We start from the raw sequence: 24,882 nt of genomic DNA on the forward strand, positions 1-24,882 counted from the left end.
GCGTAGGGCTCCCGCAAAAAAGTCAGACCCTCCGACCAAGAGCCGTATGCACGGGGGCGGCGGACTCGACGTACCGGCACGGCCCGCTCCCACCACCCACGCCCTCCCACGCCGCCCACGCCCCCGGCAACACCCCGGCGCCCCCAACGCCCCCAGGCCCCCTACGGCAAGGCGATCCCAGGATCCATCCCACCCAACGCAGAAGCACACGAACAATCCCGCGAACCCCCCGCCGGCAGCCCCGCAACCGCGTCGAACAGAACCCCCCGCAACCGCCCCACATTCGCCGCGAACACCTTCAGCACCTCGTCGTGCGAGACACCTTCCCCCGCAGCGGCACCCGCGTCGAGATCGGTGACCAGCGTCATCGACGTGTAGCAGAGCTCCAGTTCACGAGCGAGCGCCGCCTCCGGATGGCCGGTCATACCGACCACGGACCACCCCTGAGCCCGGTACCAGAGGGACTCCGCACGGGTGGAGAAGCGCGGCCCCTCGATCACGACGAGCGTCCCGCCGTCCACCGCCTCCCACTCCCGCCCACGCGCCGCCGCGAGCGCGACCTCGCGCCCGACGGGGCAGTAGGGGTCGGCCAAGGACACGTGCACCACGTTCGGCGTCCTGCCACCGGCCACCGGCACCCCGTCGAAGAACGACTGCGCCCGGGACTGCGTACGGTCCACGAACTGGTCCGGCACGAGCAGAGTCCCGGGCCCGTACTCGGGGCGCAGCCCGCCCACGGCGCACGGCCCGAGCACCTGCCGCGCGCCGACGGAACGCAGCGCCCACAGGTTGGCCCGGTAGTTGATGCGATGCGGCGGCAGATGGTGCCCGCGACCGTGGCGGGGGAGGAAGGCGACCCGTCGCCCGGCGATCTCGCCGAGGAAGAGGGAGTCGCTGGGCGGCCCGTAGGGGGTGTCCACCTGTATTTCGGTCACGTCGTCGAGGAATGAGTAGAAGCCCGACCCGCCGATGACGCCGATCTCGACGTTCTCCGTGTTCGCCATGACCGGCACCCTAGCCGGGCCCTCAGGGAGCCGGAGAACGCCGAAGACCCCGCCGTGCGCGTGAAGCGCGACGACAGGGTCTTCGTAAGAAAAGGCGCGAGAACGCGTCAGGCGGCGTTGCTGCCGGAGGACGAACTCGTGGACGACGACTTCGACGACGACGACGACTTCGAATCCGAGGACGACGACGAAGACTTGGAGTCCGACGAACCGGACGGCTTCGACTCGGACGACGACCCCGAGGACTTCGACGCCGAAGCGGGGCTGCTGCTCGACGACGAGCCGCGGCTGTCGTTGCGGTAGAAACCGGAGCCCTTGAAGACGATGCCTACTGCGGAGTACACCTTCTTCAGGCGGCCACTGCAGTTGGGGCACACGGTCAGGGCGTCATCGGTGAACTTCTGCACCGCCTCAAGGCCTTCGCCGCACTCGGTGCACTGGTACTGGTAGGTCGGCACTGTGTCTTCCTCCTGGCACTCTCACTCAGTGAGTGCTAACGACGGTCCATACTGACCTATTCCTCGGGATCAGTCCACTGTCACCGGCACGCGGTGACCCACGCCACGTGCGACGGTACGGCTCACGGCCGGCGGAGCGAGCCGCGAACGCAGGCCCACGAGGGTTGCCAGAGCGAGCAGCGTGCCGCCCATCGGGACCAGGAAACCGGCCCCGTCCCAGAGGCGGTCCTCCAGCTGTCCGGCGATCATGACGGCGGCCGCCTGGCCGAGTGCGACCGCGCCGGTCAGCCAGGTGAAGGCCTCCGTGCGGGCGCCCACCGGCACCAGCCCGTCGACCAGCGTGTAGCCGGTGATCAGGGCGGGCGCGATGCACATGCCGACCACGAGTCCGGTCCCGGCGAGGACGACCACCGACTGGGCCGCCCACAGCCCGGAGGCGGTCAGTGCCAGGGCCGCGTACCCGATGAGGAGGCGGCGGCGCGGGGCCACCTTCCAGGCGATCGCGCCGCAGACGATGCCGGAGAGCATGTTGCCCGCGGCGAACGTCCCGTACAGGACGCCGTTCAGACCGGGCTCGCCGATGGACTCGCTGAACGCGGCGAGCGAGACCTGCATGCCGCCGAAGACGGCACCGATGCCGAGGAAGGCGACGACCAGCACCCGCACACCGGGGACGGCGAGCGCGGAAACGGCCTTCACGCGTGCGTGCTGTCCGTCACCGCCCCGCACCTGCGCACCCACAGACGGCTGGGAGCCCCGCTGAGCGGCGAACAGCAGGCCGCCCACCAACGTCAGCGCGGCCTCCGTGAGCAGCCCCGCAGCCGGATCCACGGCCGTGCACAGCGCGGTCGCCAGGAGCGGTCCGAACACGAAGGTCAGTTCGTCCGTGACGGACTCGAAGGCCGCCGCGGTCGTCATGAGGGGCGAGCCCTGGAGCTTGGCGCCCCAGCGGGCCCGGACCATGGGCCCGACCTGCGGCACCGAGGCACCGGTCGGCACGGCGGCGGCGAACAGGGCCCACAGGGGAGCGTCGGCGAGGGCCAGCGCGGTCAGGGACAGGCCCGCCAGCGCGTGCACGACGACCCCGGGGAGCAGCACGGCCCGCTGGCCGTGCCGGTCGGCGAGACGGCCGGTGAACGGCGCGAACAGGGCCATGGCGACACCGGTCACGGCGGCGACGGCGCCCGCGGTCCCGTACGAGCCGGTGGTGTGCTGCACGAGGAGCACGATGGAGATGGTCAGCATCGCGAACGGCTGGCGCGCGGCGAAGCCGGGGAGCAGGAACGTCCAGGCGCCGCGGGTGCGCAGCAGCTGCCCGTACCCCGGGCGCTTGGCGGCCGGAGTTCCCGTAGTGGCCGGAGTTCCGGAGGAATCCGGAGTCCCGCCGGTCTCCTGGGTGACCGTGGATGCCACGGCCGTGCCTTTCTGCCGCCTGGTAGCGCGGCCCCTGTGGCGGGGCGCGGGGCGCCGAGAGCTGTCCTCTTGCGCGGAACTGCGGTAGATACCGGGCCGCCCGCTGAGAGGGGCACCGCGGCCGCCATACGGTCGCGCCAGCACTGCGTCAGGCAGAGTTGGTTCGATCAAGTGTGCCTTGATGATACAGGCCCCACAGAAGCCGGACCTGTGAAAACCAGCACCTCTCACCCCGAAGCCTGGCTTTCACAACACACCGCCCCCGGCCCCCGCCAAGCTTCGGGCCCCGCCAAGCCCCGGCCCGCGCAAACCCCTGGCCCGCGCCAAGCCCCAGCCCCGTCAGACTTCCGGGCCCCGTCAGGCCCGGCCCCGCAAACCTCCGGCCCCGCCAACCCCCGACCTCGCCAACCCCCCGACCCCGCCGACCCGCCCCGCGCTCAGCGATCCCCGCCGGTCCCCAGCCAGTCCGCCAGCTTTCCGCCCTGCCCGACCGCCCGCAGCCGTCGCTCGGCGGCGTCCCGGACGGGGTCCGTCGCCACGACGAGCAGTTCGTCGCCGCGCCGCAGCACGGTCGCGGGAAGCGGAACGAACGATTCTCCACCGCGTACGACCAGCGTGACCGCGGCCCCCGCGGGCAGCCGCAGCTCGTTGATCTCGACGCCGTGCATCTTCGACCCGTCCGGGATGGCGACGGACAGCAGATGTCCGCGCAGCCGCTCCAGGGGCGCCGACTCGATCCCCAGGTCGGCGGTCTCGGAGTCGGATGTGGACAGCCCCAGTTTCCGGGCCAGCCAGGGGAGCGTCGGCCCCTGCACGAGGGTGTAGACGACGACAAGGACGAACACGATGTTGAAGATGCGACGGCTTTCCTCGATGCCGCTCACCATCGGGATCGTCGCCAGGATGATGGGCACGGCGCCGCGCAGTCCGGCCCAGGACATCAGGGCCTGTTCCTGCCAGCGCATGCGGAACGGCAGCAGGGCCACCACGACACTCAACGGTCGGGCCCCCATGGTCAGCACCAGGCCGATGACGAGCGCCGGCCAGATGTCGTCGCCCATCTCGTGCGGGGTGACGAGCAGACCGAGCAGGACGAACATGCCGATCTGCGCGATCCAGCCGAGCCCGTCGGCGAAGCCGCGGGTGGCGGGCCAGTGCGGCAGCTTCGCGTTGCCGAGCACCATCGACGCCAGATACACGGCGAGGAAGCCGCTGCCGTGGGCCAGCGCCCCGGCCGCGTACGCGGTGACCGCGATCGCCATGACCGCGATCGGATAGAGCCCGGAGGCGGGAAGCGCCACGTGCCGCAGCCCGTACGCCCCCAGGAAGCCCACCGCGAGCCCGATGGCCGCTCCGATGGCCAGCTCCAGCGCTATCTCGCCGATCAGGTGGTACCAGTGATCCACCGGACCGGCCGTGGAGAACGCCACGACGAGGATGACGACCGGGGCGTCGTTGAACCCCGACTCGGCCTCCAGGATGCCCGTCACGCGCGAGGGGAGGGGCACCTTCCGGAGTACCGAGAAAACCGCCGCCGCGTCCGTGGAGGACACCACCGCGCCGATGATGAGCGCCTGCCGCCACTCCAGCCCGATCAGATAGTGGGCGGCCGTCGCCGTGACGCCGACGCTCACCGAGACACCGACGATCGCCAGTGAGGAGGCGGCCGGGAGTCCCGGCTTGATCTCCTTCCACTTCGTGCCCAGACCGCCCTCGGCGAGGATCACGACCAGGGCCGCGTATCCGATGACCTGGGTCAGTTCGGCGCTGTCGAAGTGGACGTCACCGATGCCGTCCTGGCCCATGGCGACGCCGATGCCCAGGTAGACGAGCAGGCTGGGCAGTCCGCTGCGCGAGGAGATCCGAACCGCTGCCACCGCGACGAGCAGAACGAGCGAGCAGACGAGCAAGAGCTGGTTGAGGTGGTGGACAGTCAGCGGCTGTTCCCTTCTCGTCGTTCCGATCCTGCTGTTCCGAGTGGCTCGGCCCGATCGGTTTCGTCAGCGCAACTACTTCGTTACCTTACCTAACTCTTGACGCTTTCTTGACGCTTGCCAGGGCAAGATCGAACTTTCGTCCGCTCGGGTACCCGACACCGCGTCAAGCCGGGGTTGGCCCTGCGCCTATGGTTGCTCCAGCGTTCAGTCAAATGGACAAGCCCGTCTGCCGCTCGCGTGAGGACAGCAAGGACAGCGATGCCCCCCAACACCACCGCATCTTCCGGTCAGAAGCCCGGCAAGTCCGGCAGGAAGAAGGGGCGCAGAGCCCGTCTGATCCTGATCGTCCTGGTTCTGGCCATTGTCGGCGGTGTCGCCTACGGGGCGTTCTGGAGCATCAGCACCGTCCGCGCCTCCTTCCCACAGACCAAGGGTTCCATCACCCTCGACGGTCTGTCGGGGCCCGTGGACGTGAAGCGGGACGGCTACGGCATCCCGCAGGTCTACGCCTCGACCGACGAGGACCTGTTCATGGCGCAGGGCTACGTCCAGGCGCAGGACCGGTTCTACGAGATGGACGTCCGCCGTCACATGACGGCCGGCCGGCTCTCCGAGATGTTCGGCGAGAGCCAGGTCGACAACGACGAGTTCCTGCGCACGCTCGGCTGGCAGCGCGTGGCCGAGAAGGAGTACAGGACCACGCTGTCGGCCGGGACGAAGAAGTATCTCCAGGCGTACGCCAAGGGGGTCAACGCCTACCTGAAGGGCAAGGACGGCGCGGACATCTCCCTGGAGTACGCGGCTCTCGGCTTCACCAACGACTACAAGCCCAAGGAGTGGACCCCGGTCGACTCCGTGGCCTGGCTCAAGGCGATGGCCTGGGACCTGCGCGGCAACATGCAGGACGAGATCGACCGCTCCCTGATGACGAGCAGGCTCGGCCCGAAGCAGATCGCCGACCTGTACCCGCAGTACCCGTACGACCGGAACAAGCCGATCGTGCAGGAGGGCCGGTACGACACCGTCACCGGCCAGTACTCGCAGGACAGCACCGACTCCGGCACGGGTACGGGAACCGGCACCGGAACGGGCACGGGAACCGGCGGTACGCAGTCCGTGGCGGGCAGTGGGCTCACGAGCGGCACCGAGGCCCCCGCGGGGCTGGAGAGCCAGCTGTCGGGCCTCTACGGCGTGCTGGACGACGTCCCCGAGGCCGTCGGCGTGAACGGCAACGGCATCGGCTCCAACTCCTGGGTCGTCGGCGGATCCCACACCATCAGCGGCAAGCCCCTGCTGGCCAACGACCCGCACCTGTCGCCCTCGCTCCCGTCGGTCTGGTACCAGATGGGCCTGCACTGCAACAGCCTCTCCGAGAAGTGCCAGTACGACGTCTCCGGATACACCTTCGCGGGCATGCCCGGTGTGATCATCGGCCACAACAAGGAGATCGCCTGGGGCATGACGAACTCCGGCGCCGACGTCACCGACCTCTACCTGGAGAAGCTCACCGGGGAGGGCTACGAGTACGACGACAAGGTGCTGCCCTTCACCACCCGCAAGGAGAAGATCGACGTCGCGGGCGGTGCGAGCAAGAGCATCACCGTCCGGGAGACCAACAACGGACCGCTGCTGTCCGACCGCGACGACGAGCTCGTGAAGGTCGGCAAGAAGGCCGGTGTCGACAGCGCCGCCCCCGACCGCGGCGACGGCTACGGCATCGCCCTGCGATGGACCGCGCTGGACCCGGGCACCTCGATGGACGCCGTCTTCGCGATCAACAAGGCGACCGACTGGACGTCCTTCCGCAAGGCGGCCACCCTCTTCGACGTCCCCTCGCAGAACCTCGTCTACGCGGACCGCGACGACAACATCGGCTACCAGCTGCCCGGCCGGATCCCGATCCGCGGCGAGGGCGACGGCTCGCTCCCGTCCCCGGGCTGGGACTCCAAGTACCGCTGGACCGGCTACATCGACCAGGACGAACTCCCCAGCGAGTACAACCCGGAGCGCGGCTACATCGTGACCGCCAACCAGGCCGTGGTCGACAAGGACAAGTACCCGTACACGCTGACCACGGACTGGGGTTACGGCACCCGCAGCCAGCGGATCTCCGACCTCATCGCGTCGAAGATCAAGAACGGCGGCAAGGTCTCCACGGACGACATGCGCCAGATGCAGCTCGACAACAGCAGCGAGATCGCCAAGCTGCTGGTGCCCAAGCTGCTCAAGATCGACGTGCCCGACAAGGACGTCCGCGAGGCGCAGAAGCTCCTGGAGGGCTGGAACTACACCCAGGACGCCGACTCGGCCGCCGCCGCGTACTTCAACGCGACCTGGCGCAACATCCTCAAGCTCGCCTTCGGCAACAAGCTCCCCAAGGAGCTGCGGGTCAAGGGTCAGTGCCTGTACGTCGAACCGACCGACTCCACCGGCCCGGTCGACGACGAGGACGACAAGGTGCGTGAGTGCGGCCAGCGCGACGCGGACAGCGCCCAGCCGGACGGCGGCGACCGCTGGTTCGAGGTGGTGCGCAAGATCCTCGACGACGAGGACAACGACTGGTGGTCGGCGCCCAAGACGCGTACCGACAAGGCCGTCGAAACCCGTGACGAGCTCTTCGGGCGGGCCCTCGCGGACGCCCGCTGGGAGCTGACCGCCAAGCTCGGCAAGGACCTGGACACCTGGAGCTGGGGCCGCCTGCACCGGCTGTACCTGAAGAACCAGACCCTGGGCACCGAAGGCCCCGGCTTCCTGAAGTACATGCTCAACCGCGGCCCGTACAACATGGGCGGCGGCGAGGCGGCGGTGAACGCCACCGGCTGGAACGCGGCGGGCGGTTACTCGGTGGTCTGGGTGCCGTCGATGCGCATGGTGGTCAACCTCGACAACTTCGACAAGTCCAAGTGGATCAACCTGACCGGTGCCTCCGGCCACGCGTACAGCGCCCACTACATCGACCAGACGAGCAAGTGGGTCAAGGGCGAACTGCTCCCGTGGGTCTCCTCGGACCGGGCCGTCGGCAAGGCCACGTCGGACACGCTGGTGCTGAAACCCTGACTGGCGTCGCCGAAGCCGAAAGGGCCCTCCACGCACGCGTGGAGGGCCCTTTCACGTACCCGTGCGTTCCGGCCGGGTCAGCGGAACCGGTGAACCCCCGACGGGGTCACCGCCGCGTGCACCGGCCGGTCGTGCGGCTCCTCCGGTACGTGGCCCACCACTTCGGAGTCGTGCAGCAGCACCACCAGGGCCGGATCCGCGCCCGCCCGCTCCAGCCGCGCGAGCACCCGGTCGTACGATCCGCCGCCGCGGCCGAGCCGCATCCCGCGCCCGTCCACGGCCAGCCCCGGCAGCAGCACGGCGTCGGCGCCGAGCACGCCCTCCGGGCCCAGGCGGGTGCCCGCAGGCTCCAGGAGGGTCATCCTGCCCCCGTGCCGGACGGGCACGAGCGAGTCCGGTCCGCCGTAGGTGCCCCAGTCGAGGTCGTTGTCCGCGAGGAGCACGGGGAGCAGCACGTGCGCACCGCGCGCGTGGAGCGCGTCGAGGAGCGCACGGGTGCCCGGTTCGCTCCCCACGGAGACGTACGCCGCCACCGTGCGCGCACGCGCCAGTTCGGGAAGCTCCAGTGCGCGGGCCCCGAGAGAGGCCTCCGTCTCCCGCACGTCATCGGCCGTCAACCTGTCCCTCACCGTGAGGATCTCCCGCCGCAACGAACGCTTGGCAGAGTCCTCTTCAGGTCCCAGGTGGCTCATAGACTTGTCTCGTACCCTTCATAATGCGCTCATATGAGAGCGAATTAACCGGAGCCACAGATTCACTACAAAGGCACCGGATATGGTGTCGGGCATGACTCAGTCGCACCCAAGGATCAGCAAGGCTGTCATCCCCGCAGCAGGTCTCGGTACCCGGTTCCTGCCGGCCACCAAGGCCACTCCCAAGGAGATGCTGCCGGTCGTGGACAAGCCGGCGATCCAGTACGTGGTCGAGGAGGCCGCATCCGCCGGCCTCGATGACGTCCTCATGATCACGGGCCGCAACAAGCGCCCGCTGGAGGACCATTTCGACCGCAACTACGAGCTGGAGTCGGCCCTTCAGAAGAAGGGTGACGCCGGCCGGCTCGCCAAGGTGCAGGAGTCGAGCGACCTCGCCACCATGCACTACGTCCGCCAGGGAGACCCCAAGGGCCTCGGCCACGCCGTGCTGTGCGCCGCCCCGCACGTCGGCAACGAGCCCTTCGCCGTACTCCTCGGCGACGACCTGATCGACCCGCGCGACCCGCTGCTCAAGCGCATGGTCGACGTCCACGAGCAGCACGGCGGCAGCGTCATCGCGCTCATGGAGGTCGAGCCCGAGCAGATCCACCTCTACGGCTGCGCGGCCGTAGAGGTCACCGAGGACGGCGACGTCGTCAAGGTGACCGGCCTCGTCGAGAAGCCCGACCCGGCGGACGCCCCCAGCAACTACGCGGTCATCGGCCGGTACGTCCTCGACCCGCACGTCTTCGACATACTCCGCACGACCGAGCCCGGCCGCGGCGGCGAGATCCAGCTCACCGACGCCCTCCAGCAGCTCGCGGACGACGAGAAGATCGGCGGCCCCGTGCACGGCGTCGTCTTCAAGGGCCGCCGCTATGACACCGGTGACCGCGGGGACTACCTGCGTGCCATTGTCCGACTCGCGTGCGAACGTGAAGACCTGGGCCCGGACTTCCGGGCCTGGCTTCGCAGTTACGTCACCGAGGAGATGTAGCAATTTGAGCACCGCCGCGACCCGTGCCACCGGCCAGGACCACCTCTGGTCGGTGACCGAGCACCTGGAGGACATCCTCGCGACCGTGCGGCCCCTGGACCCCATCCAGCTGCAACTCCTCGACGCCCAGGGCTGTGTCCTCGTCGAGGACGTCATGGTGCCGGTGTCCCTGCCGCCCTTCGACAACAGCTCGATGGACGGGTACGCGGTCAGGGTCGCCGATGTCGCGGGCGCCAGCGAGGAGTACCCGGCGGTCCTCACGGTCGTCGGCGACGTCGCGGCGGGCCAGTCCGAACTGCTCCACGTGGGTCCCGGCCAGACCGCCCGCATCATGACGGGCGCCCCGCTGCCGCCCGGCGCCGAAGCGGTCGTCCCCGTGGAGTGGACCGACGGCGGCCTCGGCGAGGGCCCCGTCTCCGGGATGCGCGCCCGCAGCACGTCCCCCGAAGGCGCCTCGGGACAGGTGCACGTCCACCGCCCGGCGGGAGCACGCGCGCATGTGCGCGCGAAGGGCAGCGATGTGCAGGCCGGCGACCGCGCCCTGTCCGCGGGCACCGTCCTCGGCCCGCCGCAGATCGGCCTGCTCGCCGCGATCGGCCGGGGGACCGTCCGCGTCCGCCCCCGCCCGCGCGTGGTGGTCCTGTCCACCGGCAGCGAACTCGTCCAGCCCGACGGCGAGTTGGAGAACGGCCAGATCTACGACTCCAACAGCTACGCGCTGTGCGCCGCGGCCCGGGACGCCGGAGCGATCGCCTACCGGGTGGGCGCCGTCGCCGACGACGCCGAGACCCTGCGCGCCACCATCGAGGACCAGCTCATCCGCGCCGACCTCGTGGTCACCACGGGCGGCGTCAGCGTCGGCGCGTACGACGTCGTCAAGGAGGCGCTCTCCTCGGTCGGCGACGAGGACGAGGCGGGCGGCGGCATCGAGTTCCGCAAGCTCGCCATGCAGCCCGGCAAGCCCCAGGGCTTCGGCACCATCGGCCCCGACCACACCCCGCTGCTCGCCCTCCCGGGCAACCCCGTCTCCTCGTACGTGTCCTTCGAGCTGTTCGTGCGCCCCGCGATCCGCACCCTGGCCGGCCTGGACGACGTCCACCGGCCCACCATCCGGGCGACACTCCGTACGGAGAAGTCGCTCACCTCGCCCGCGGGCCGCCGTCAATTCCTGCGCGGCCGGTACGCGGACGGGGAAGTGAGGCCCGTCGGCGGCGCCGGATCCCACCTGATCGCGGCCCTCGCGCACGCCGACGCGCTGATCGTCGTCCCGGAGACCGTCGAGTCCGTGGAGACCGGCACCGAGGTCGACGTGGTCCTCCTGGGCTGAGAGCTCCGGGTTGGGGGTACCGTGTCGCGCACGACAGGCACGACCGGGAGCGCCGCCACAGCATGAGTACGGCATGAGCACGCAGGACAGACTGACCCACATCGACGAGGCGGGTGCCGCCCGCATGGTCGACGTGTCCGAGAAGGACGTGACGGCCCGCACCGCGCGCGCGAGCGGCCGCGTCCTCGTCTCGCCCCGCGTGATCGAGCTGCTGCGCGGCGAGGGGGTGCCCAAGGGCGACGCCCTCGCCACCGCGCGCATCGCGGGCATCATGGGCGCCAAGCGCACCCCGGATCTGATCCCGCTCTGCCACCCGTTGTCGGTGTCGGGTGTCAAGCTGGACCTGTCGGTCGCGGACGACGCCGTCGAGATCCTGGCCACCGTGAAGACCACCGACCGCACGGGCGTCGAGATGGAGGCCCTCACCGCGGTCACCGTCGCGGCTCTCACCGTGATCGACATGGTCAAGGCTGTCGACAAGGGAGCGGTCATCACGGACGTGCGCGTGGAGGAGAAGACGGGCGGCAAGTCGGGCGACTGGAGCCGGCCATGACGAAGACCCCTGAGACCCCAGAGATCTTTGAGATCCCTGAGACGCCGAAGGCCTCGGCGGCACCGGCGGCACCGGCGGCACCGGCCGAGCCGGCGATCGGAGGTGCGCTGACCGCCCCGTACAGCGCACTCGTCGTGACGGCCTCCAACCGCGCGGCGGCGGGTGTCTACGAGGACAGGGGCGGGCCCCTGATCGCGGAGGGCCTCGTGAAGTTCGGCTTCGCCGTCGACGGCCCCTGGGCGGTTCCCGACGGGGACCCCGTCGAGAACGCGCTGCGGGTGGGCGTCCAGGCCGGCTACGACGTCATCGTGACCACCGGCGGCACAGGCATCTCGCCCACCGACCGCACGCCGGAGGCCACGCGGAACGTGATCGAGTACGAGGTGCCGGGCATTCCCGAGGCCATCAGGGCGTTCGGACGGGAGAAGGTGCCCACGGCGGCGCTCTCCCGGGGCCTCGCCGGGGTCGCCGAGGGGACGCTGATCGTGAACCTGCCGGGCTCCACCGGCGGTGTCAAGGACGGTCTGGCCGTCCTCGAACCCCTTCTGATCCACGCCGTCGACCAGCTGCGCGGCGGCGACCACCCCAGACCCGGCGGCAGTGGGGGTGCGAGCTGAACAGCCCATCCTGGCCGGTCGAGCTGGCGCACGGTGATGTGGTCCTCAGGCCCATAAAGCTGCGCGACCAGCGAGCCTGGCGTGACGTCAACCGGCGCAACCGGGACTGGCTGCGCCCCTGGGAGGCGACCATTCCGCCGCCCACACCCAGCGGGCCGATCGCCCACCGGCCGACGTACCGGCAGATGGTCCGGCACCTGCGCGCCGAGGCGAACGCGGGGCGGATGCTGCCGTTCGTCATCGAGTACCAGGGGCGGCTCGTCGGACAGCTGACGGTCGCCGGAATCACCTGGGGCTCCATGTGTTCGGGCCATATCGGCTACTGGGTGGACGAGGCCGTCGCCGGACGCGGAGTGATGCCGACAGCCGTGGCACTTGTGTCCGACCACTGCTTCCGAACCGTTGGTCTGCACCGCATCGAGGTCTGCATTCGGCCCGAGAACGGACCCAGTCGGCGGGTCGTCGAGAAACTCGGATTCCGTGACGAAGGTCTCCGTCCGCGTTATCTCCACATCGACGGAGCCTGGCGCGACCACCTCGTCTTCGCCCTCACGGCCGAGGAGATCCCCGAAGGACTGCTGGCCCGCTGGCGGCGGACCCACACGAGGAACGCGTCCGAAAACTCACCTAGGGACACGCCCCGGAACACCGCGTAAATGAAATAGGTGTTCGAAAATGATCGGCGATCGACCATCCGCGGGCATTAATTTCGTGCTCTCGGCGGCCTGCTGATCGCATCGGTCACAAAAAAAGCTCGAAATATCAGCCAGATCGTGCGACACACCGGCTCAATTGGCAGATGGCCTCATGCAAACCCCTCTACCGTGTGAGGCGTGAGCAGCAGCGGCCTCATCTACGCAGTCATTGTCGGGGCCTGGGCCGCCTACTTGGTGCCGATGTGGCTCCGTAGGCAGGACGAGCTGAATGAGGCCCGTCCGACGGAACGCTTCAGCACCGCCATCCGGCTTCTGTCCGGACGAGCGGGAATGGAGCGCCGATACGCCAAGGACCTGCAGGCGCGCTCCACCGAAGAGGGGGAGCAGCGCGCCGACCCGGACGGCGTCACCGACTCGGTGGACGTCCGGGCCTTCGCCATGCCTCCGACGCGCCGTGAAGTACGGGCGAACGTCGACGGGGCGCGAGACGCCCGGGAGGCACGCTCCGAAGCGCAGCACGCCCAGGCGCAAGCCCAGCACGCCCAGGCGCAAGCCCAGCACGCACAGGCCCAGCACGCGCAGGCTCAGGCGCAGCAGGCTTCCAGACAGGCGCAGGCGTCGAGGCAGGCCGCCAAGCAGCAGGCGCTGCAGCAGGCGTCGGAACAAGAAGCGCGGCAGGCGGCACGGCAGGCGGCGGCGACGGCCCCCAAGCCCGGCGCCCGCCCCGTGCCCCAGCAGGGCGCCAAGTCCTCGAAGACGTCCGGCGCCTCGAAGACGTCCAGCGCTTCGAAGGCGTCGAACGGCACGACGTCGTCGTCCCCCGCGCGACGGGCCACCGCGGCGGAGGCCGCGGCCCGCGCCCGGCGCTCGAAGGTGCTCGCGCGCCGACGGCGTACGACCGTCATGCTCTTCGTCGCCTTCACGCTCGGTGCGATCGTCGCGGCCGTCGGCGGACTGGCGTTCCTGTGGGCGCCCGCGGTGCCCGCCGTGATGCTGAGCATCTACATCGCGTATCTGCGCTCCCAGGAGCGTCGGCGCTTCACGTACGTGATGGACCGCAGGCAGGCCGAGGCCGCGGCGCAGCGACTGCGCGAGCGGCAGCCGCGCCGGCGGCCCCCGGGCGACCCGGGCGCCGCCGACGAGCCGGAGGACGGACCCGAGCCCGACACCGATCCCGGGATGTCGGCGCTCGCGGCGGACCGCCGTGCCCTCGTCGAGCAGACCGATCACGCGGAGTGGGTCGACCAGCAGCGCGAGCGCCGCAACGGCCCCGCGCGCGGTGAGAGCTGGGACCCCGTCCCGGTGCCCCTGCCGACGTACGTGACGGCGCCGGTCGCCCCGCGGGCGACCTCCGACGTCGACCTGGGCGCGCCCGACGCGTGGAGCTCGGCCCGGTCCAGCACGGCCGAGCCGAACGCGGACCGCGCGGCGGCGGAGGCGGACGCGGCCGAGGCGGCGGAAGCAGCCGAAGCGGCCGAGGCGCAGGAGGAACTGGGCGATCTCGACGGGGACGACGTGGACGACAGCTCGGGCAGCGCCGCGGACGCCCGCCGCGCGGCCTCGGCCCGCCGGGCCCGCGAACGGGGCCGCACGCCCCTCTTCGACCAGTACGAGGACGGCGACCGGCCGCGCGCCGCCAACGAGTGACGGCACCTCAGAACCCCACCGGAGGCCCTGCCCCTGACCAGCGGGAGAGCCACCGGGAACGGATTTCCAAGCACCCTGATGAGGATGCTAGAGTTTCACTCGTTGCAAGGGCCTGTGGCGCAGTCTGGTAGCGCACCTCGTTCGCATCGAGGGGGTCTGGGGTTCAAATCCCCACAGGTCCACCGCAGCTCAGAACCCCCGCCGGGGAGATCCGGCGGGGGTTCTTTGGTGTTGCGTGGTGGGTCGGGGGTGCGCGGCGGCCGGAGTGGATGGCTCGCGTCGGGTGGGGTCAGTAGATGATGACCCTCCAGCGTTCCACCCAGCGCAGCCACGCGCCGCCCGTGCCGCGGACCTGGACGCGGTCCGTCTGGACCTGCCAGACGGTGCCGTAGAGCGTGACGTCCGGGAGGTCCACTCTGACGATGTCGTAGACGTCCACGTCGGTCTCCACCGGCCGCGACCACGTGTGCGCGCAGCGGTCGCAGGTGTAGCCGACCACCTCACGTCCCCCGGCGGACGTGGGGCTGCCCCTGCGGACCGCCTCCACGGAGCATCGGGGGCACGGGTCGGCGGTGCGCTCGCCCGTCACCTGCGACATACGGCTCCTCACAGTCGCTTCGCGAAGCAGCGGCTGTCGTCGTGGAAGCGGTAGTGGCCGAACTTGACGCAGGGCTCGTAGCCGCTGGACGCGTACAGGGCGATGGCCTCGGGCTGCTTGTTGCCGGTCTCCAGGACCATGCGGGTGCGGCCCGCCGCCCGCGCGTCCGCCTCCAGGTCGCCGAGGATGCGGCGGGCGAGGCCGTTGCCGCGGGCCTCCCCGATCACGAACATGCGCTTCAGCTCGGCGTCGCCGTCCGAGTAGCCCTCGTCGTTCTCGTCCTGGGTGCGCCAGCCGCCGGTGGCCACGGGCCGGTCCCCGGCGTCGTACGCGATCAGATAGAGGCCGAGCGGCGGCTCGAACATCGACGGGTCGAGCGGGGTGACATCGCCCTCGTCGCCGTAGCGCACGGCGTACTCGGCCTGCACCTCGTCGTTGAGCTTGACGGCGTCGGGGTGGTCGAAGGCGACCCGGCGTATATCCATGCTGAGTATCGTACTTCTATGCAGTAGGTGGGAAGGGAGCGGTGCGCTGTGCTCGTCCAGTGTGCCGGTATCGTGCCGGGGTGCTCACTGTGACCTCTGTGAATGTGAACGGGCTCCGGGCCGCCGCCAAGAAGGGCTTCGTGGAGTGGCTGGCGGAGACCTCCGCCGACGTGCTGTGCCTCCAGGAGGTACGGGCCGAGCCCGAGCAGCTCCCGGAGGGCGTACGGCAGCCCGACGGCTGGCACGTCGTGCACGCGCCCGCCGCCGCGAAGGGACGGGCCGGCGTCTCCCTCTACACGCGCCGCGAGCCCGACCGCGTCCAGGTCGGCTTCGGATCGGACGAGTTCGACGGCAGCGGGCGCTATGTCGAGGCCGACCTGCCCGGCGTCACCGTCGCCAGCCTGTACCTGCCCTCCGGTGAGGTCGGGACCGAGCGGCAGGACGAGAAGATCCGGTTCATGGACGAGTTCCTCGCCTACCTGAAGGGGCTGCGCGTGCGCGCCGCCGCCGAGGGGCGCGAGGTCGTCGTGTGCGGCGACTGGAACATCGCCCACCGGCCGGCCGACCTCAAGAACTGGCGGGCCAACCAGAAGAACTCCGGCTTCCTGCCGGAGGAGCGGGAGTGGCTGGGCAAGGTCTTCGCCGAGGTCGAGGCCGAGGCCGAGGTGAAGGCGGAGGCCGAGGGCAGCGGCGACAGTGGCGGTGACGGGGCCGGGTACGTGGATGTCGTACGCGCGCTGCACCCGGACGTCGACGGGCCGTACTCGTGGTGGTCCTACCGCGGGCGGGCCTTCGACAACGACTCGGGATGGCGGATCGACTACCAGGTCTCCACACCCGGACTGGCGGCCCGGGCCGTCAAGGCCTTCGTGGAGCGGGCGGCCACTCATGAGGAGCGCTGGTCGGACCACGCGCCGGTGACCGTCGTCTATGAGCGATGACAGTGATCCGCGGCCGGTGACCGTCGTCCACGACCGCTGACCCTCGTTCGCGGTCGGTGCCGGCCGGACCCGGCCGGACCCCTGCCCGGGGTTCACGGCCGCTTCTGCAGGCGCCGGTCCAGTGCCATCGACAGTTCCGCCTCCACCACGCTCTTCGCCAGGGGGCGCAGGCGCTGGAGGTCCTCCGGGGTGCGGTCCTCGGTGAGGACCAGGTCGGTGAACAACTCCGCCAGGGCGTCGGCGTGTTCGCGTACGCGGCGGGCGGCCGCGAGGATGTCCGCGAGCGGGATGCCCTCGCGGACGAGCGCCGCCGAGGTGTCCAGCAGCCGGCGGCTGATGTGGACGATGTCCGTGCCGTCGGTGGCGAGGTAGCCGAGGTCCAGGGACGCGGCGAGGTTCTCCGAGGTGGCCTGGCCCGCGAAGACGTCGGCCAGTTCCTCGGGGGAGAGGCGGACCGGGGTCTCCTCGGTGGGTACGCCGAGCCCCAGCAGTTCGCCCACGTCACGGCCGTGGTCGAACGCCTCGGCCAGTTCCGCGATGCCGTTGAGGGTGTGGCCGCGCTCCAGGAGGGCGGCGATCGTACGCAGCCGGGCGAGGTGGTCCTCGTCGTACCAGGCGATGCGGCCCTCGCGGCGCGGTGGCGGGATCAGCTTCCGCTCACGGTAGAAGCGCAGCGTGCGCACGGTGATGCCGGCCTGCTGGGCCAGCTCCTCCATTCGGTACTCCCGCTTGTCCGCCACATCGGCACCCTATGTCGTACCGCCGGTAACTTTCCTGCGTGCAACCCCTACCCATGAGTACGGAGCTGCTCTAGTCTCCCCATTGCGCCAGTGTTCACTGGCGCGGTCGTACGGGGCATGGACGCGGCATGGAGGCATCGGGATGACCGAGCACGAACATGTACGGGTGGCGGTGATCGGCTCCGGTTTCGGCGGGCTGGGAGCCGCCGTGCGGTTGCGCCGCGAGGGCGTCACCGACTTCGTCGTCCTGGAACGGGCCGGCAGCGTGGGCGGGACCTGGCGCGACAACAGCTACCCCGGCTGCGCCTGCGACGTGCCGTCCCACCTCTACTCGTTCTCCTTCGCGCCCAACCCCGACTGGCCGCGCACCTTCTCCGGGCAGGAGCACATCCGCGCCTATCTGGAGCACGTCACCGACACCTTCGGACTGCGGCCGCATCTGCGCCTGAACTCCGAGGTCAAGCTCATGACCTGGGACATCGAGCGGCTGCGCTGGGTGATCGAGACCAGCAGCGGCACCCTCACCGCCGACCTCGTCGTGTCCGCCACCGGGCCGCTCTCCGACCCGAAGACGCCGGACGTCCCGGGGCTCGACATCTTCCCCGGCAAGGTCTTCCACTCGGCCCGCTGGGACCACGACTACGACCTGCGCGGCAAGCGGGTCGCGATGGTCGGCACCGGGGCCTCGGCCATCCAGATCGTGCCGGCGATCCAGCCCGAGGTCGCGAAACTCACCCTCTTCCAGCGCACCCCGCCCTGGGTGATGCCCCGCATGGACCGGGCCGTCAGCGGCGCAGAGCGGCTGCTGCACCGGACGCTGCCCGTCACGGCCCGGCTGCGGCGCGGACTCCTGTGGGGCATCCGGGAGTTGCAGGTCCAGGCGTTCACGAAGCGTCCGAACGAGCTGGGGCTGGTCGAGCAGATCGCCAGGCGGAACATGTTCCGGGCCGTCAAGGACCCGGGACTGCGGGCCAAGCTGACCCCGTCGTACCGCATCGGCTGCAAGCGCATCCTGCTGTCCAGCACGTACTACCCGGCCCTCGCGAAGCCCAATGTGGACGTCGTCGCGAGCGGACTGCGCGAGGTCCGCGGCTCCACCGTCGTCGCCGCCGACGGCAGCGAGGCCGAGGTCGACGCGATCGTCTTCGGTACGGGATTCCATGTCACCGACATGCCCATCGCCGACCGGGTCGTCGGCGCGGAGGGCCGGACGCTCGCCGAGGCGTGGTCGGCGTCCGGCATGAGGTCGCTGCGGGGCGCGACCGCCGCCGGGTTCCCCAACTGGATGACGATCATCGGCCCCAACACGGGCCTCGGGAACTCCAGCATGATCCTGATGATCGAGTCCCAGCTGAACTACATGGCCGACTACGTACGGCAGTTGGACGTGCTCGGCGGCCGGGCCGCCCTCGACGCACGCCCCGCCGCGGTCGACGCCTGGAACGACCGCGTCCAGCGACGCATGGAACGTACGGTCTGGTCCACCGGCGGCTGCAACAGCTGGTACCTCGACGAGAACGGCGTCAACACGACCGTCTGGCCGGGCACGACCACGGAGTTCCGCGGCGCGACCAGGCACGTGGACCTGGCGGAGTACGACCTGATCCGCCCACCGGTACCCACGCCCACACGCACACCCGCTCCCGAATCCGAACCCGAATCCGGATTCGTACCGGCATCGGCCGCGCAGTCCGCGACACCGGCCGCCCGTACCAAGAAGAAGGCCGAGGCAGAAGCATGAGCCGACTGACGCGCGAGGCCTCCGGCCCCTACGCGCTGCCCGTCCCCGCGCGCGAACTGACGGCGGTCTCCGCCGACGGGGCACGGCTGCACGTCGAGGTGCACGGAGCCGTCGACGACCCGGCCGCCCCCGCTGTGGTGCTCGCGCACGGCTGGACGTGCTCGACCGCCTTCTGGGCGGCGCAGATACAGGAACTCGCCGCCGACCACCGGGTGATCGTCTACGACCAGCGCGGGCACGGGCGCAGCCCCGCCGGCCCCGCCTGCAGCACGGACGGGCTCGCCGACGACCTGGAGGCGGTGCTCGCGGCCACCCTCGCGCCCGACGAGAAGGCCGTTCTCGTCGGGCACTCCATGGGCGGCATGACGCTCATCGCCGCGTCCGAACGGGCCGGGTTCCGCGAGCACGCCGCCGCCGTACTCCTGTGCAGCACGGGCAGTTCACGGCTGGTCGCCGAGTCGCTCGTACTCCCGATGCGGGCCGGACGGTCGCGTACCTGGCTCACCAAGCAGATCCTCGGATCGCGGGCGCCGCTCGGACCGGTCACACCGCTCGCCCGGCGGATCCTCAAGTACGCGACCATGGGACCCGGTTCGGCGCCGGCCATGGTCGACGCGTGCGCGCGGATCGTGCACGCGTGTCCCCGGCAGGTGCGCCACTCCTGGTCGAAGGTGCTCGACCTGCTCGATCTCGACCACGCGGTACGGGAGTTGCAGGTCCCCGCCGAGGTCGTCGTGGGTACGGCGGACCGGCTGACGCCCCCCGTGCACGCCCGCTCCCTGGTCGCCGCGCTGCCGCACTGCGTCGGCTCCACCGAACTGCCCGGCATCGGGCACATGACCCCCATCGAGGCGCCCGACCTGGTCACCACCCGGATCCGGGCACTCGTCGCCACATACGCAGTGATCAAGGAGGGCGCATGAGCAGGGTCGGTCTTCAAGGACAGGTCGCCGTCGTCACGGGGGCCGCGCGGGGTGTCGGGGAACTCCTCGCCCGCAAGCTCTCCGCCCGCGGCGCCACCGTCGCGCTCGTCGGCCTCGAACCCGAGGAACTGAAGGGCGTCTCCGAGCGGCTGCACGGCGAGAGCGGGTACTGGCACGCCGACGTCACCGACCACGAGGCCATGGCCGAGGTCGCGCGCGAGGTGAAGGCGCGGTTCGGGAAGGTCGACATCGTCGTCGCCAACGCCGGGGTCGCCAACGGCGGCCCGTTCGTCGACTCCGACCCGGTGGCCTGGCGGCGGGTCATCGAGGTGAACCTCATCGGATCGGCCGTCACCGCCCGCGCCTTCCTGCCCGTCCTCCAGGAGAGCCGCGGCTATCTGCTCCAGATCGCCTCGCTCGCCGCGATCACGCCCGCGCCGATGATGACCGCGTACACGGCGTCCAAGTCGGGCGTCGAGGCGTTCGCGCACAGCCTGCGGGCCGAAGTCGGCCACCAGGGCGTACGCGTCGGGGTCGGGTACCTCTCCTGGACCGACACCGACATGGTGCGCGGGGCCGACCAGGACGACGTCATGCGGGAGTTGCGCCAGCGGCTGCCGTGGCCCGCCAACAAGACGTACCCGCTGGGGCCGGCCGTCGACCGGATCGTGGCCGGGATCGAGCGGAGGTCCAGCCACGTGTACGGGCAGTGGTGGCTGCGCGGGATGCAGGGGGTACGGGGATACCTCCCCGCGCTCATCGGAACGGTCGGGCAGCGGGAGATGCGGCGGTTCGCACCACGGCTGGGGAGTATCGGGACGGGGCTCGTCGGTGCGGGCGGGGAGGCGGACGAGACAGGTCGGAACACGGTGCGTCACCGACCGTGACTGACCGAAATGCGCGCGATGTCCGTGCGTGTAACTCTGGTCGAGGCCCAACCCCCTCACCCAAAACGGGAGTGAACCTCATGGCCATGAAGGACCAGTTCCAGGACAAGGCCGAAGAACTTCAGCGCACCGCGAAGCAGAAGCTCGGCGAGCGTCGTGACCAGGCCGGCGAGCGTGGGCAGCAGATGCCCGAGCGTGAGCGGCCCGCCGAGCGTGAGCGTCCGGACCGTGAGCGGCCGGAGCGGCGTGCGCCCGAAGGTGCGCGGGAGCGGCGCGACGAGTTCGACGTCTGAGACGTCCGACTCGGCTGAACGCTCAGCCTTCGGCCCTGGCCGGAATTGACGTGGGGTGCCCTCTTCTCTGGGGCGCCCCACGTTTTTCGTCGTCCGCGGCCGGGTGGGGGCTGGCCGCGCAGTTCCCCGCGCCCCTAAGGGGCTCCGCCCCCCAAAGACGAAAAGATTGCGCCGTTCCCCGCGCCCCTGAGGGGGCCGAGGTGCGGGCGCCCCGTCAGGGGCGCGGGGAACGGCGCGGCCAGCCACGACGCACCCGCAGATCGCTGCGAATCAGCCAGCTCCCGCCGGGCCCCGTAAGGGGCGCGGGGAACTGCGCGGCGCGCCCCCACCCGGCCGCAGGTTGAAGCGGATCGGGCAGCGCACCCGCCGGGGGTCAGGGCCGGGGCGGTAGCCGGGGGCGGGACCGGTCGGGGAGGGCTGTGTACGGGGGTGGTGTGGACGCCGGGTGCAGGGCCAGGAGGTCCAGGGACAGCCGGACCGCGTCATCCAGCTGCGCATGCCGCCCCTCCGCCCAGTCCAGCGGCGTACGCGGCACCTCCAGGTCAGGACAGACCCCGTGGTTCTCCACGGACCACCCGTACGCGTCGAACCACGCCGCGTTCATCGGAACCGTGATGACCGACCCGTCCCCCAGCTCGTGGCGCCCGGTCATCCCGACCACCCCGCCCCACGTGCGCAGCCCCACCACCGGCCCCAGTTTCAGCAGTTTGAAGGCCGCCGTGATCATGTCCCCGTCCGAGGAGGTCATCTCGTCGGCGAGGGCGACCACGGGCCCGCGCGGGGCGTTGGACGTGTACGACACCGGCTGCGCGTTACGGGTCAGGTCCCAGCCCATGATCGTACGGGTGAGCTTCTCGATGACCAGCTCGCTGATGTGGCCGCCCGCGTTGCCGCGTACGTCGACGATGAGCGCGGGCCGCGACACCTCCATGCGCAGATCGCGGTTGAACTGGGCCCAGCCCGAGCCGCCCATGTCGGGGATGTGCAGGTAGCCGCACCGGCCGCCGCTCAACTCCCGTACCACGGCACGCCGTTTGGCCACCCAGTCCTGGTAGCGCAGGGGCCGCTCGTCGACGAGGGGGACCACCGCCACCCGACGCGAACATTCCGCAACCCCGGTACCTCCCGTACCCCTCGTACCCCCCGTGCCCCCCGCGCCCCCAGAGCCCTCCGCCGGAGCGAACGTCAGCTCCACCGTCGTACCGCCCGCCCCCGCGAGCAGCGGGAACGGACCGGTGACCGGGTCCACCGGCCGCCCGTCCACATGCGTCAGCCGCGCGCCCTCGCGGATGCCCGTACCGGCCAGCGGGGAGCGCGCCTTGGAGTCGGAGGAGTCGCCGGGCAGGATGCGTCTGACGACCCAGTCGCCGTCCCGGCAGACGAAGTTGGCGCCCAGCAGGCCCTGGGGGCGCTGATAGTGCGGCGGCCCCTCGTTGCGGCGCGCGGCGACCACGTACGCGTGCGAGGTGCCCAGTTCGCCCAGTACCTCGCGGAGCAGGTCCGCGAACTCGTCGGGGGACGCGACCCGTTCGACCAGCGGGCGGTACTGGTCCAGCACGCCCGGCCAGTCGATGCCGCACATGCCGGGTTCCCAGAAGTACGCGTGGATGAGGCGGCCCGCCTCGGCGTACGCCTGGCGCCATTCCGCGGCCGGGTCGGCCTCGTGCAGGATGCGGCGCAGATCGATCCAGACGGTCGAGTCGCCGTCGCCCGGCTCGGTGGACGGGACGGCCCGCAGTTCTCCCTCGTCGACCACGACGAGCCGGCTGCCGTCACCGCTGGGCGCGAACCAGTCGAGATGGTCGACGAGTTCGGACTTCTTCGCCTTGGAGAGGCTGAAGTGCTCCAGGGTCGGCCGGCCGCTGGTGTCGTCCGGGTTCGCGAACGTCTCGCCGAGCGCCCCCGAGATCGGCCAGCGCAGCCAGACGAGTCCGCCGCCCGCGACCGGGTACAGCGCCGAGTACTTGGAGGCCGTCACCGGGAACGGTGTCACCCGGCTCTCCAGCCCCTCGGTCTCGACGGTCACCGTGCCGGCCCCCGCGACCCCGTCCCCACCCTCCTCCTCGTCCAGACCGCCGGCCGCCGGACGGCCCTCGGGGGTCAGCGCGAACGGGGACGGGGTCGCCGAGGACAGCGGTACGAGGTACGGGCGGCAGCCCAGCGGGAAGGAGAGGTCGCCGGTGTGGACGTCGTACACCGGGTCGAAGCCGCGCCAGGAGAGGAAGGCGAGGAAGCGGCCGTCGCGGGTGAAGACCGGGTTCTCGTCCTCGAAGCGGCCGTTGGTGACGTCGACGACCGTACGGGCGCCGGGCCCGTCGATCCGCGCCAGTTTGATCTGGCGGAGCGTGCGGCCGATACCCGGGTGCGACCAGGTCAGCCAGGTCCCGTCGGGGGAGAAGGCGAGGTCGCGCACGGGCCCGTTGACGGACCGGACGAGCTCCAGGACCACCCCCTCGCCCCCCTCGCCCCCCTCGTCTTCCTCGCTTCCCTCGCCTCCCTCGCTTCCGTCGTTCACGGTGAGCAGCAGCAGCCGCCCGTCGTGCGAGGCGATCGCCAGCCGTTCGCCCTTCGGGTCGGAGACGAGTTCCAGGACGCGGCCCAGTTTCCCGGCGGCCAGCCGTCGGGGGTCGCGTGCGCCCGTCGCGCGGGGCAGATACGCGATCTCGACGGCGTCCTCGCCCTCCGCGTCGGTCACGTACGCCACCTGCCCGCCGGAACCGAGCATCTCCGGCAGCCGGACGCGGACGCCGGGAGTGTCGGCGATGGTGCGGGCCGGGCCGTCGCGGTGCGTGAGCCAGTACAGGCTGCCGCGGACGACGACCGCGCCGGCCCGGCCCGTCTCGTCCACGGAGATCCCGTCGACGTGCTGGGCGGCCGGCACCTGGTAGGGGCGGCGGCCCGCGCGGGGCCCGCCGAGCCGTACGTCGAGGCGGCGGGGCCGGGCGTCCGCGGCCAGGTCGTCGACGATCCACACCTCGCCCGCGCACTGGTAGACGACACGGGTGCCGTCGCTGGAGGCGTGCCGGGCGTAGAAGGCGTCGTGGTCGGTGTGGCGCCGCAGGCCGGAGCCGTCGTGCAGGCACGAGTACAGATTGCCGACGCCCTCGTGGTCGGAGAGGAAGGCGATCCGGTCGCCGACGAACATCGGGGAGTCCAGATGCCCGTCGAGGTCGGCGAGGAGGCGCTGCCCGTGCAGCCAGAGCCGGCCGGTGGCGCCGCCGCGGTAGCGCTTCCAGGCGGCGGGCTCGTGCGGGGGCGTACCGGTGAGGAGCAGTGTCCTGCGCTCGCCGTCGACGTCCGCGACCGCGATGTCGGAGACCGGGCCCCACGGGAGTTTGCGGCCGGGGCCGCCGTCGACCGGCACGCTGTAGGCCCAGGTGAAGTAGGAGAAGGGCTCGCCGTGCGAGGCGACGGCGAGGATCTCGCAGGTGCCCTCGGCGTCGGGGGGCGACCAGCCGCAGACCTGGGTGTCGGCGTTGCCCCAGTAGGTGAGCCGCCGGGCCGGGCCGCCGTCGACCGGGGCCAGCTGGATCTCCGGCACGAGACTGCGCCAGGTCGTGTACGCGAGGTGCCGCCCGTCGGGGGAGAAGCGCGGGTGGCTCACCTTGGTCCGGTCTACGGTCACGCGCCAGGCACGGCCGGGCCCGTCGAGGGGGGCCACCCAGAGATCGTCCTCGGCGACGAAGCAGAGCCGGTCCCCGCTGAGATGCGGGAACCGCAGATAGGAGGGGGAGGAGGAGCCGCTGCCTTCCCCGGCTACGGCTCCCGTCCCTGCTCCGGCCCCCGCCCCGGCCGCGTCCTCAACCCCGTACCCGTACCCGTTCCCGTGCCTGTATCGGTGCTCGTCCCCGATCCCGGTCCCGTTCTCGCTCTCGTCGCTCACCCACCCATGCTTTTCCGGTGGGCGGGGCCCGGC

21 protein-coding genes and 1 tRNA gene are annotated in these 24,882 nt (G+C 71.0%); 13 read left to right on the plus strand and 9 right to left on the minus strand.

Annotated elements, in window-relative coordinates; genetic code table 11:
- Positions 1-161: 161 nt before the first annotated feature.
- The 4 genes from ACFVH5_RS20560 to ACFVH5_RS20575 form a co-directional block, all read right to left on the minus strand.
- Positions 162-1,004, minus strand: coding sequence for an S-methyl-5'-thioadenosine phosphorylase (locus tag ACFVH5_RS20560; protein ID WP_385835079.1), 843 nt, complete (start codon positions 1,002-1,004; stop codon positions 162-164).
- Positions 1,005-1,111: 107 nt separating this feature from the next.
- Complete coding sequence (locus ACFVH5_RS20565; RefSeq protein ID WP_385835080.1) at positions 1,112-1,462, minus strand: FmdB family zinc ribbon protein; 351 nt, start codon at positions 1,460-1,462, stop codon at positions 1,112-1,114.
- Positions 1,463-1,531: 69 nt separating this feature from the next.
- Complete coding sequence (locus ACFVH5_RS20570) at positions 1,532-2,875, minus strand: MFS transporter (protein ID WP_385835081.1); 1,344 nt, start codon at positions 2,873-2,875, stop codon at positions 1,532-1,534.
- A gap of 437 nt (positions 2,876-3,312) precedes the next feature.
- Positions 3,313-4,839, minus strand: a complete 1,527-nt coding sequence (locus ACFVH5_RS20575; protein WP_385835119.1) for a potassium/proton antiporter — start codon at positions 4,837-4,839, stop codon at positions 3,313-3,315.
- 231 nt (positions 4,840-5,070) lie between these two features.
- Here ACFVH5_RS20575 and ACFVH5_RS20580 point away from each other — a divergent pair, with 231 nt between their 5' ends.
- On the plus strand, positions 5,071-7,869 hold the full coding sequence (locus tag ACFVH5_RS20580; RefSeq protein WP_385835082.1) for a penicillin acylase family protein: 2,799 nt from the start codon (positions 5,071-5,073) through the stop codon (positions 7,867-7,869).
- Positions 7,870-7,946: 77 nt separating this feature from the next.
- Here ACFVH5_RS20580 and ACFVH5_RS20585 read toward each other — a convergent pair whose 3' ends face one another.
- Positions 7,947-8,561: a 5-formyltetrahydrofolate cyclo-ligase gene (locus tag ACFVH5_RS20585; protein WP_385835083.1), complete on the minus strand. Its 615-nt coding sequence runs from the start codon at positions 8,559-8,561 to the stop codon at positions 7,947-7,949.
- Positions 8,562-8,655: 94 nt separating this feature from the next.
- Here ACFVH5_RS20585 and galU point away from each other — a divergent pair, with 94 nt between their 5' ends.
- The 7 genes from galU to ACFVH5_RS20620 all read left to right on the plus strand — a co-directional run bounded on the left by galU (position 8,656) and on the right by ACFVH5_RS20620 (position 14,540).
- Positions 8,656-9,558, plus strand: a complete 903-nt coding sequence (gene galU / locus ACFVH5_RS20590) for a UTP--glucose-1-phosphate uridylyltransferase GalU (protein ID WP_385835084.1) — start codon at positions 8,656-8,658, stop codon at positions 9,556-9,558.
- A gap of 4 nt (positions 9,559-9,562) precedes the next feature.
- Positions 9,563-10,885 carry a gephyrin-like molybdotransferase Glp gene (gene glp / locus ACFVH5_RS20595; protein WP_384810990.1) on the plus strand — a complete coding sequence of 441 codons (1,323 nt, stop codon included), beginning with the start codon at positions 9,563-9,565 and terminating at the stop codon, positions 10,883-10,885.
- 73 nt (positions 10,886-10,958) lie between these two features.
- Positions 10,959-11,438, plus strand: coding sequence for a cyclic pyranopterin monophosphate synthase MoaC (moaC, locus tag ACFVH5_RS20600; protein WP_189774961.1), 480 nt, complete (start codon positions 10,959-10,961; stop codon positions 11,436-11,438).
- Positions 11,435-12,055 (plus strand): molybdenum cofactor biosynthesis protein B, encoded by a 621-nt coding sequence (locus ACFVH5_RS20605; protein WP_385835085.1) that lies wholly within the window; start codon positions 11,435-11,437, stop codon positions 12,053-12,055. The genes moaC and ACFVH5_RS20605 overlap by 4 nt, the downstream gene beginning before the upstream one ends.
- Complete coding sequence (locus ACFVH5_RS20610) at positions 12,052-12,711, plus strand: GNAT family N-acetyltransferase (RefSeq protein WP_384811106.1); 660 nt, start codon at positions 12,052-12,054, stop codon at positions 12,709-12,711. The genes ACFVH5_RS20605 and ACFVH5_RS20610 overlap by 4 nt, the downstream gene beginning before the upstream one ends.
- A gap of 177 nt (positions 12,712-12,888) precedes the next feature.
- Positions 12,889-14,358 carry a gephyrin-like molybdotransferase receptor GlpR gene (glpR, locus tag ACFVH5_RS20615; RefSeq protein ID WP_385835086.1) on the plus strand — a complete coding sequence of 490 codons (1,470 nt, stop codon included), beginning with the start codon at positions 12,889-12,891 and terminating at the stop codon, positions 14,356-14,358.
- A gap of 108 nt (positions 14,359-14,466) precedes the next feature.
- Positions 14,467-14,540: transfer RNA gene (locus tag ACFVH5_RS20620), tRNA-Ala, on the plus strand.
- Positions 14,541-14,647: 107 nt separating this feature from the next.
- Here ACFVH5_RS20620 and ACFVH5_RS20625 read toward each other — a convergent pair.
- Positions 14,648-14,956 (minus strand): hypothetical protein, encoded by a 309-nt coding sequence (locus ACFVH5_RS20625; RefSeq protein WP_385835087.1) that lies wholly within the window; start codon positions 14,954-14,956, stop codon positions 14,648-14,650.
- An 8-nt stretch (positions 14,957-14,964) separates the two neighbouring features.
- Complete coding sequence (locus tag ACFVH5_RS20630; RefSeq protein ID WP_385835088.1) at positions 14,965-15,441, minus strand: GNAT family N-acetyltransferase; 477 nt, start codon at positions 15,439-15,441, stop codon at positions 14,965-14,967.
- Positions 15,442-15,500: 59 nt separating this feature from the next.
- On the opposite strand from ACFVH5_RS20630, the gene ACFVH5_RS20635 reads away from it, so the two are divergent.
- On the plus strand, positions 15,501-16,382 hold the full coding sequence (locus tag ACFVH5_RS20635; protein ID WP_385835089.1) for an exodeoxyribonuclease III: 882 nt from the start codon (positions 15,501-15,503) through the stop codon (positions 16,380-16,382).
- Positions 16,383-16,474: 92 nt separating this feature from the next.
- Here ACFVH5_RS20635 and ACFVH5_RS20640 read toward each other — a convergent pair whose 3' ends face one another.
- Complete coding sequence (locus tag ACFVH5_RS20640; protein WP_384811110.1) at positions 16,475-17,098, minus strand: MerR family transcriptional regulator; 624 nt, start codon at positions 17,096-17,098, stop codon at positions 16,475-16,477.
- Positions 17,099-17,264: 166 nt separating this feature from the next.
- Here ACFVH5_RS20640 and ACFVH5_RS20645 point away from each other — a divergent pair, with 166 nt between their 5' ends.
- The 4 genes from ACFVH5_RS20645 to ACFVH5_RS20660 all read left to right on the plus strand — a co-directional run bounded on the left by ACFVH5_RS20645 (position 17,265) and on the right by ACFVH5_RS20660 (position 20,966).
- Positions 17,265-18,863, plus strand: a complete 1,599-nt coding sequence (locus tag ACFVH5_RS20645) for a flavin-containing monooxygenase (protein ID WP_385835090.1) — start codon at positions 17,265-17,267, stop codon at positions 18,861-18,863.
- Positions 18,860-19,786 carry an alpha/beta fold hydrolase gene (locus tag ACFVH5_RS20650; protein WP_385835091.1) on the plus strand — a complete coding sequence of 309 codons (927 nt, stop codon included), beginning with the start codon at positions 18,860-18,862 and terminating at the stop codon, positions 19,784-19,786. Before ACFVH5_RS20645 ends, ACFVH5_RS20650 begins: the two co-directional genes overlap by 4 nt.
- Positions 19,783-20,673 carry an SDR family oxidoreductase gene (locus ACFVH5_RS20655; RefSeq protein ID WP_385835092.1) on the plus strand — a complete coding sequence of 297 codons (891 nt, stop codon included), beginning with the start codon at positions 19,783-19,785 and terminating at the stop codon, positions 20,671-20,673. The genes ACFVH5_RS20650 and ACFVH5_RS20655 overlap by 4 nt, the downstream gene beginning before the upstream one ends.
- Positions 20,674-20,753: 80 nt before the next feature.
- Positions 20,754-20,966 carry a hypothetical protein gene (locus ACFVH5_RS20660; RefSeq protein WP_385835093.1) on the plus strand — a complete coding sequence of 71 codons (213 nt, stop codon included), beginning with the start codon at positions 20,754-20,756 and terminating at the stop codon, positions 20,964-20,966.
- A 373-nt stretch (positions 20,967-21,339) separates the two neighbouring features.
- On the opposite strand, the gene ACFVH5_RS20665 is transcribed toward ACFVH5_RS20660, so the two are convergent.
- Complete coding sequence (locus ACFVH5_RS20665) at positions 21,340-24,687, minus strand: S41 family peptidase (RefSeq protein WP_385835120.1); 3,348 nt, start codon at positions 24,685-24,687, stop codon at positions 21,340-21,342.
- Positions 24,688-24,882: the final 195 nt, after the last annotated feature.

The organism is Streptomyces sp. NPDC127119 (genome assembly GCF_042677425.1).
In the GTDB taxonomy this organism is placed as follows: domain Bacteria; phylum Actinomycetota; class Actinomycetes; order Streptomycetales; family Streptomycetaceae; genus Streptomyces.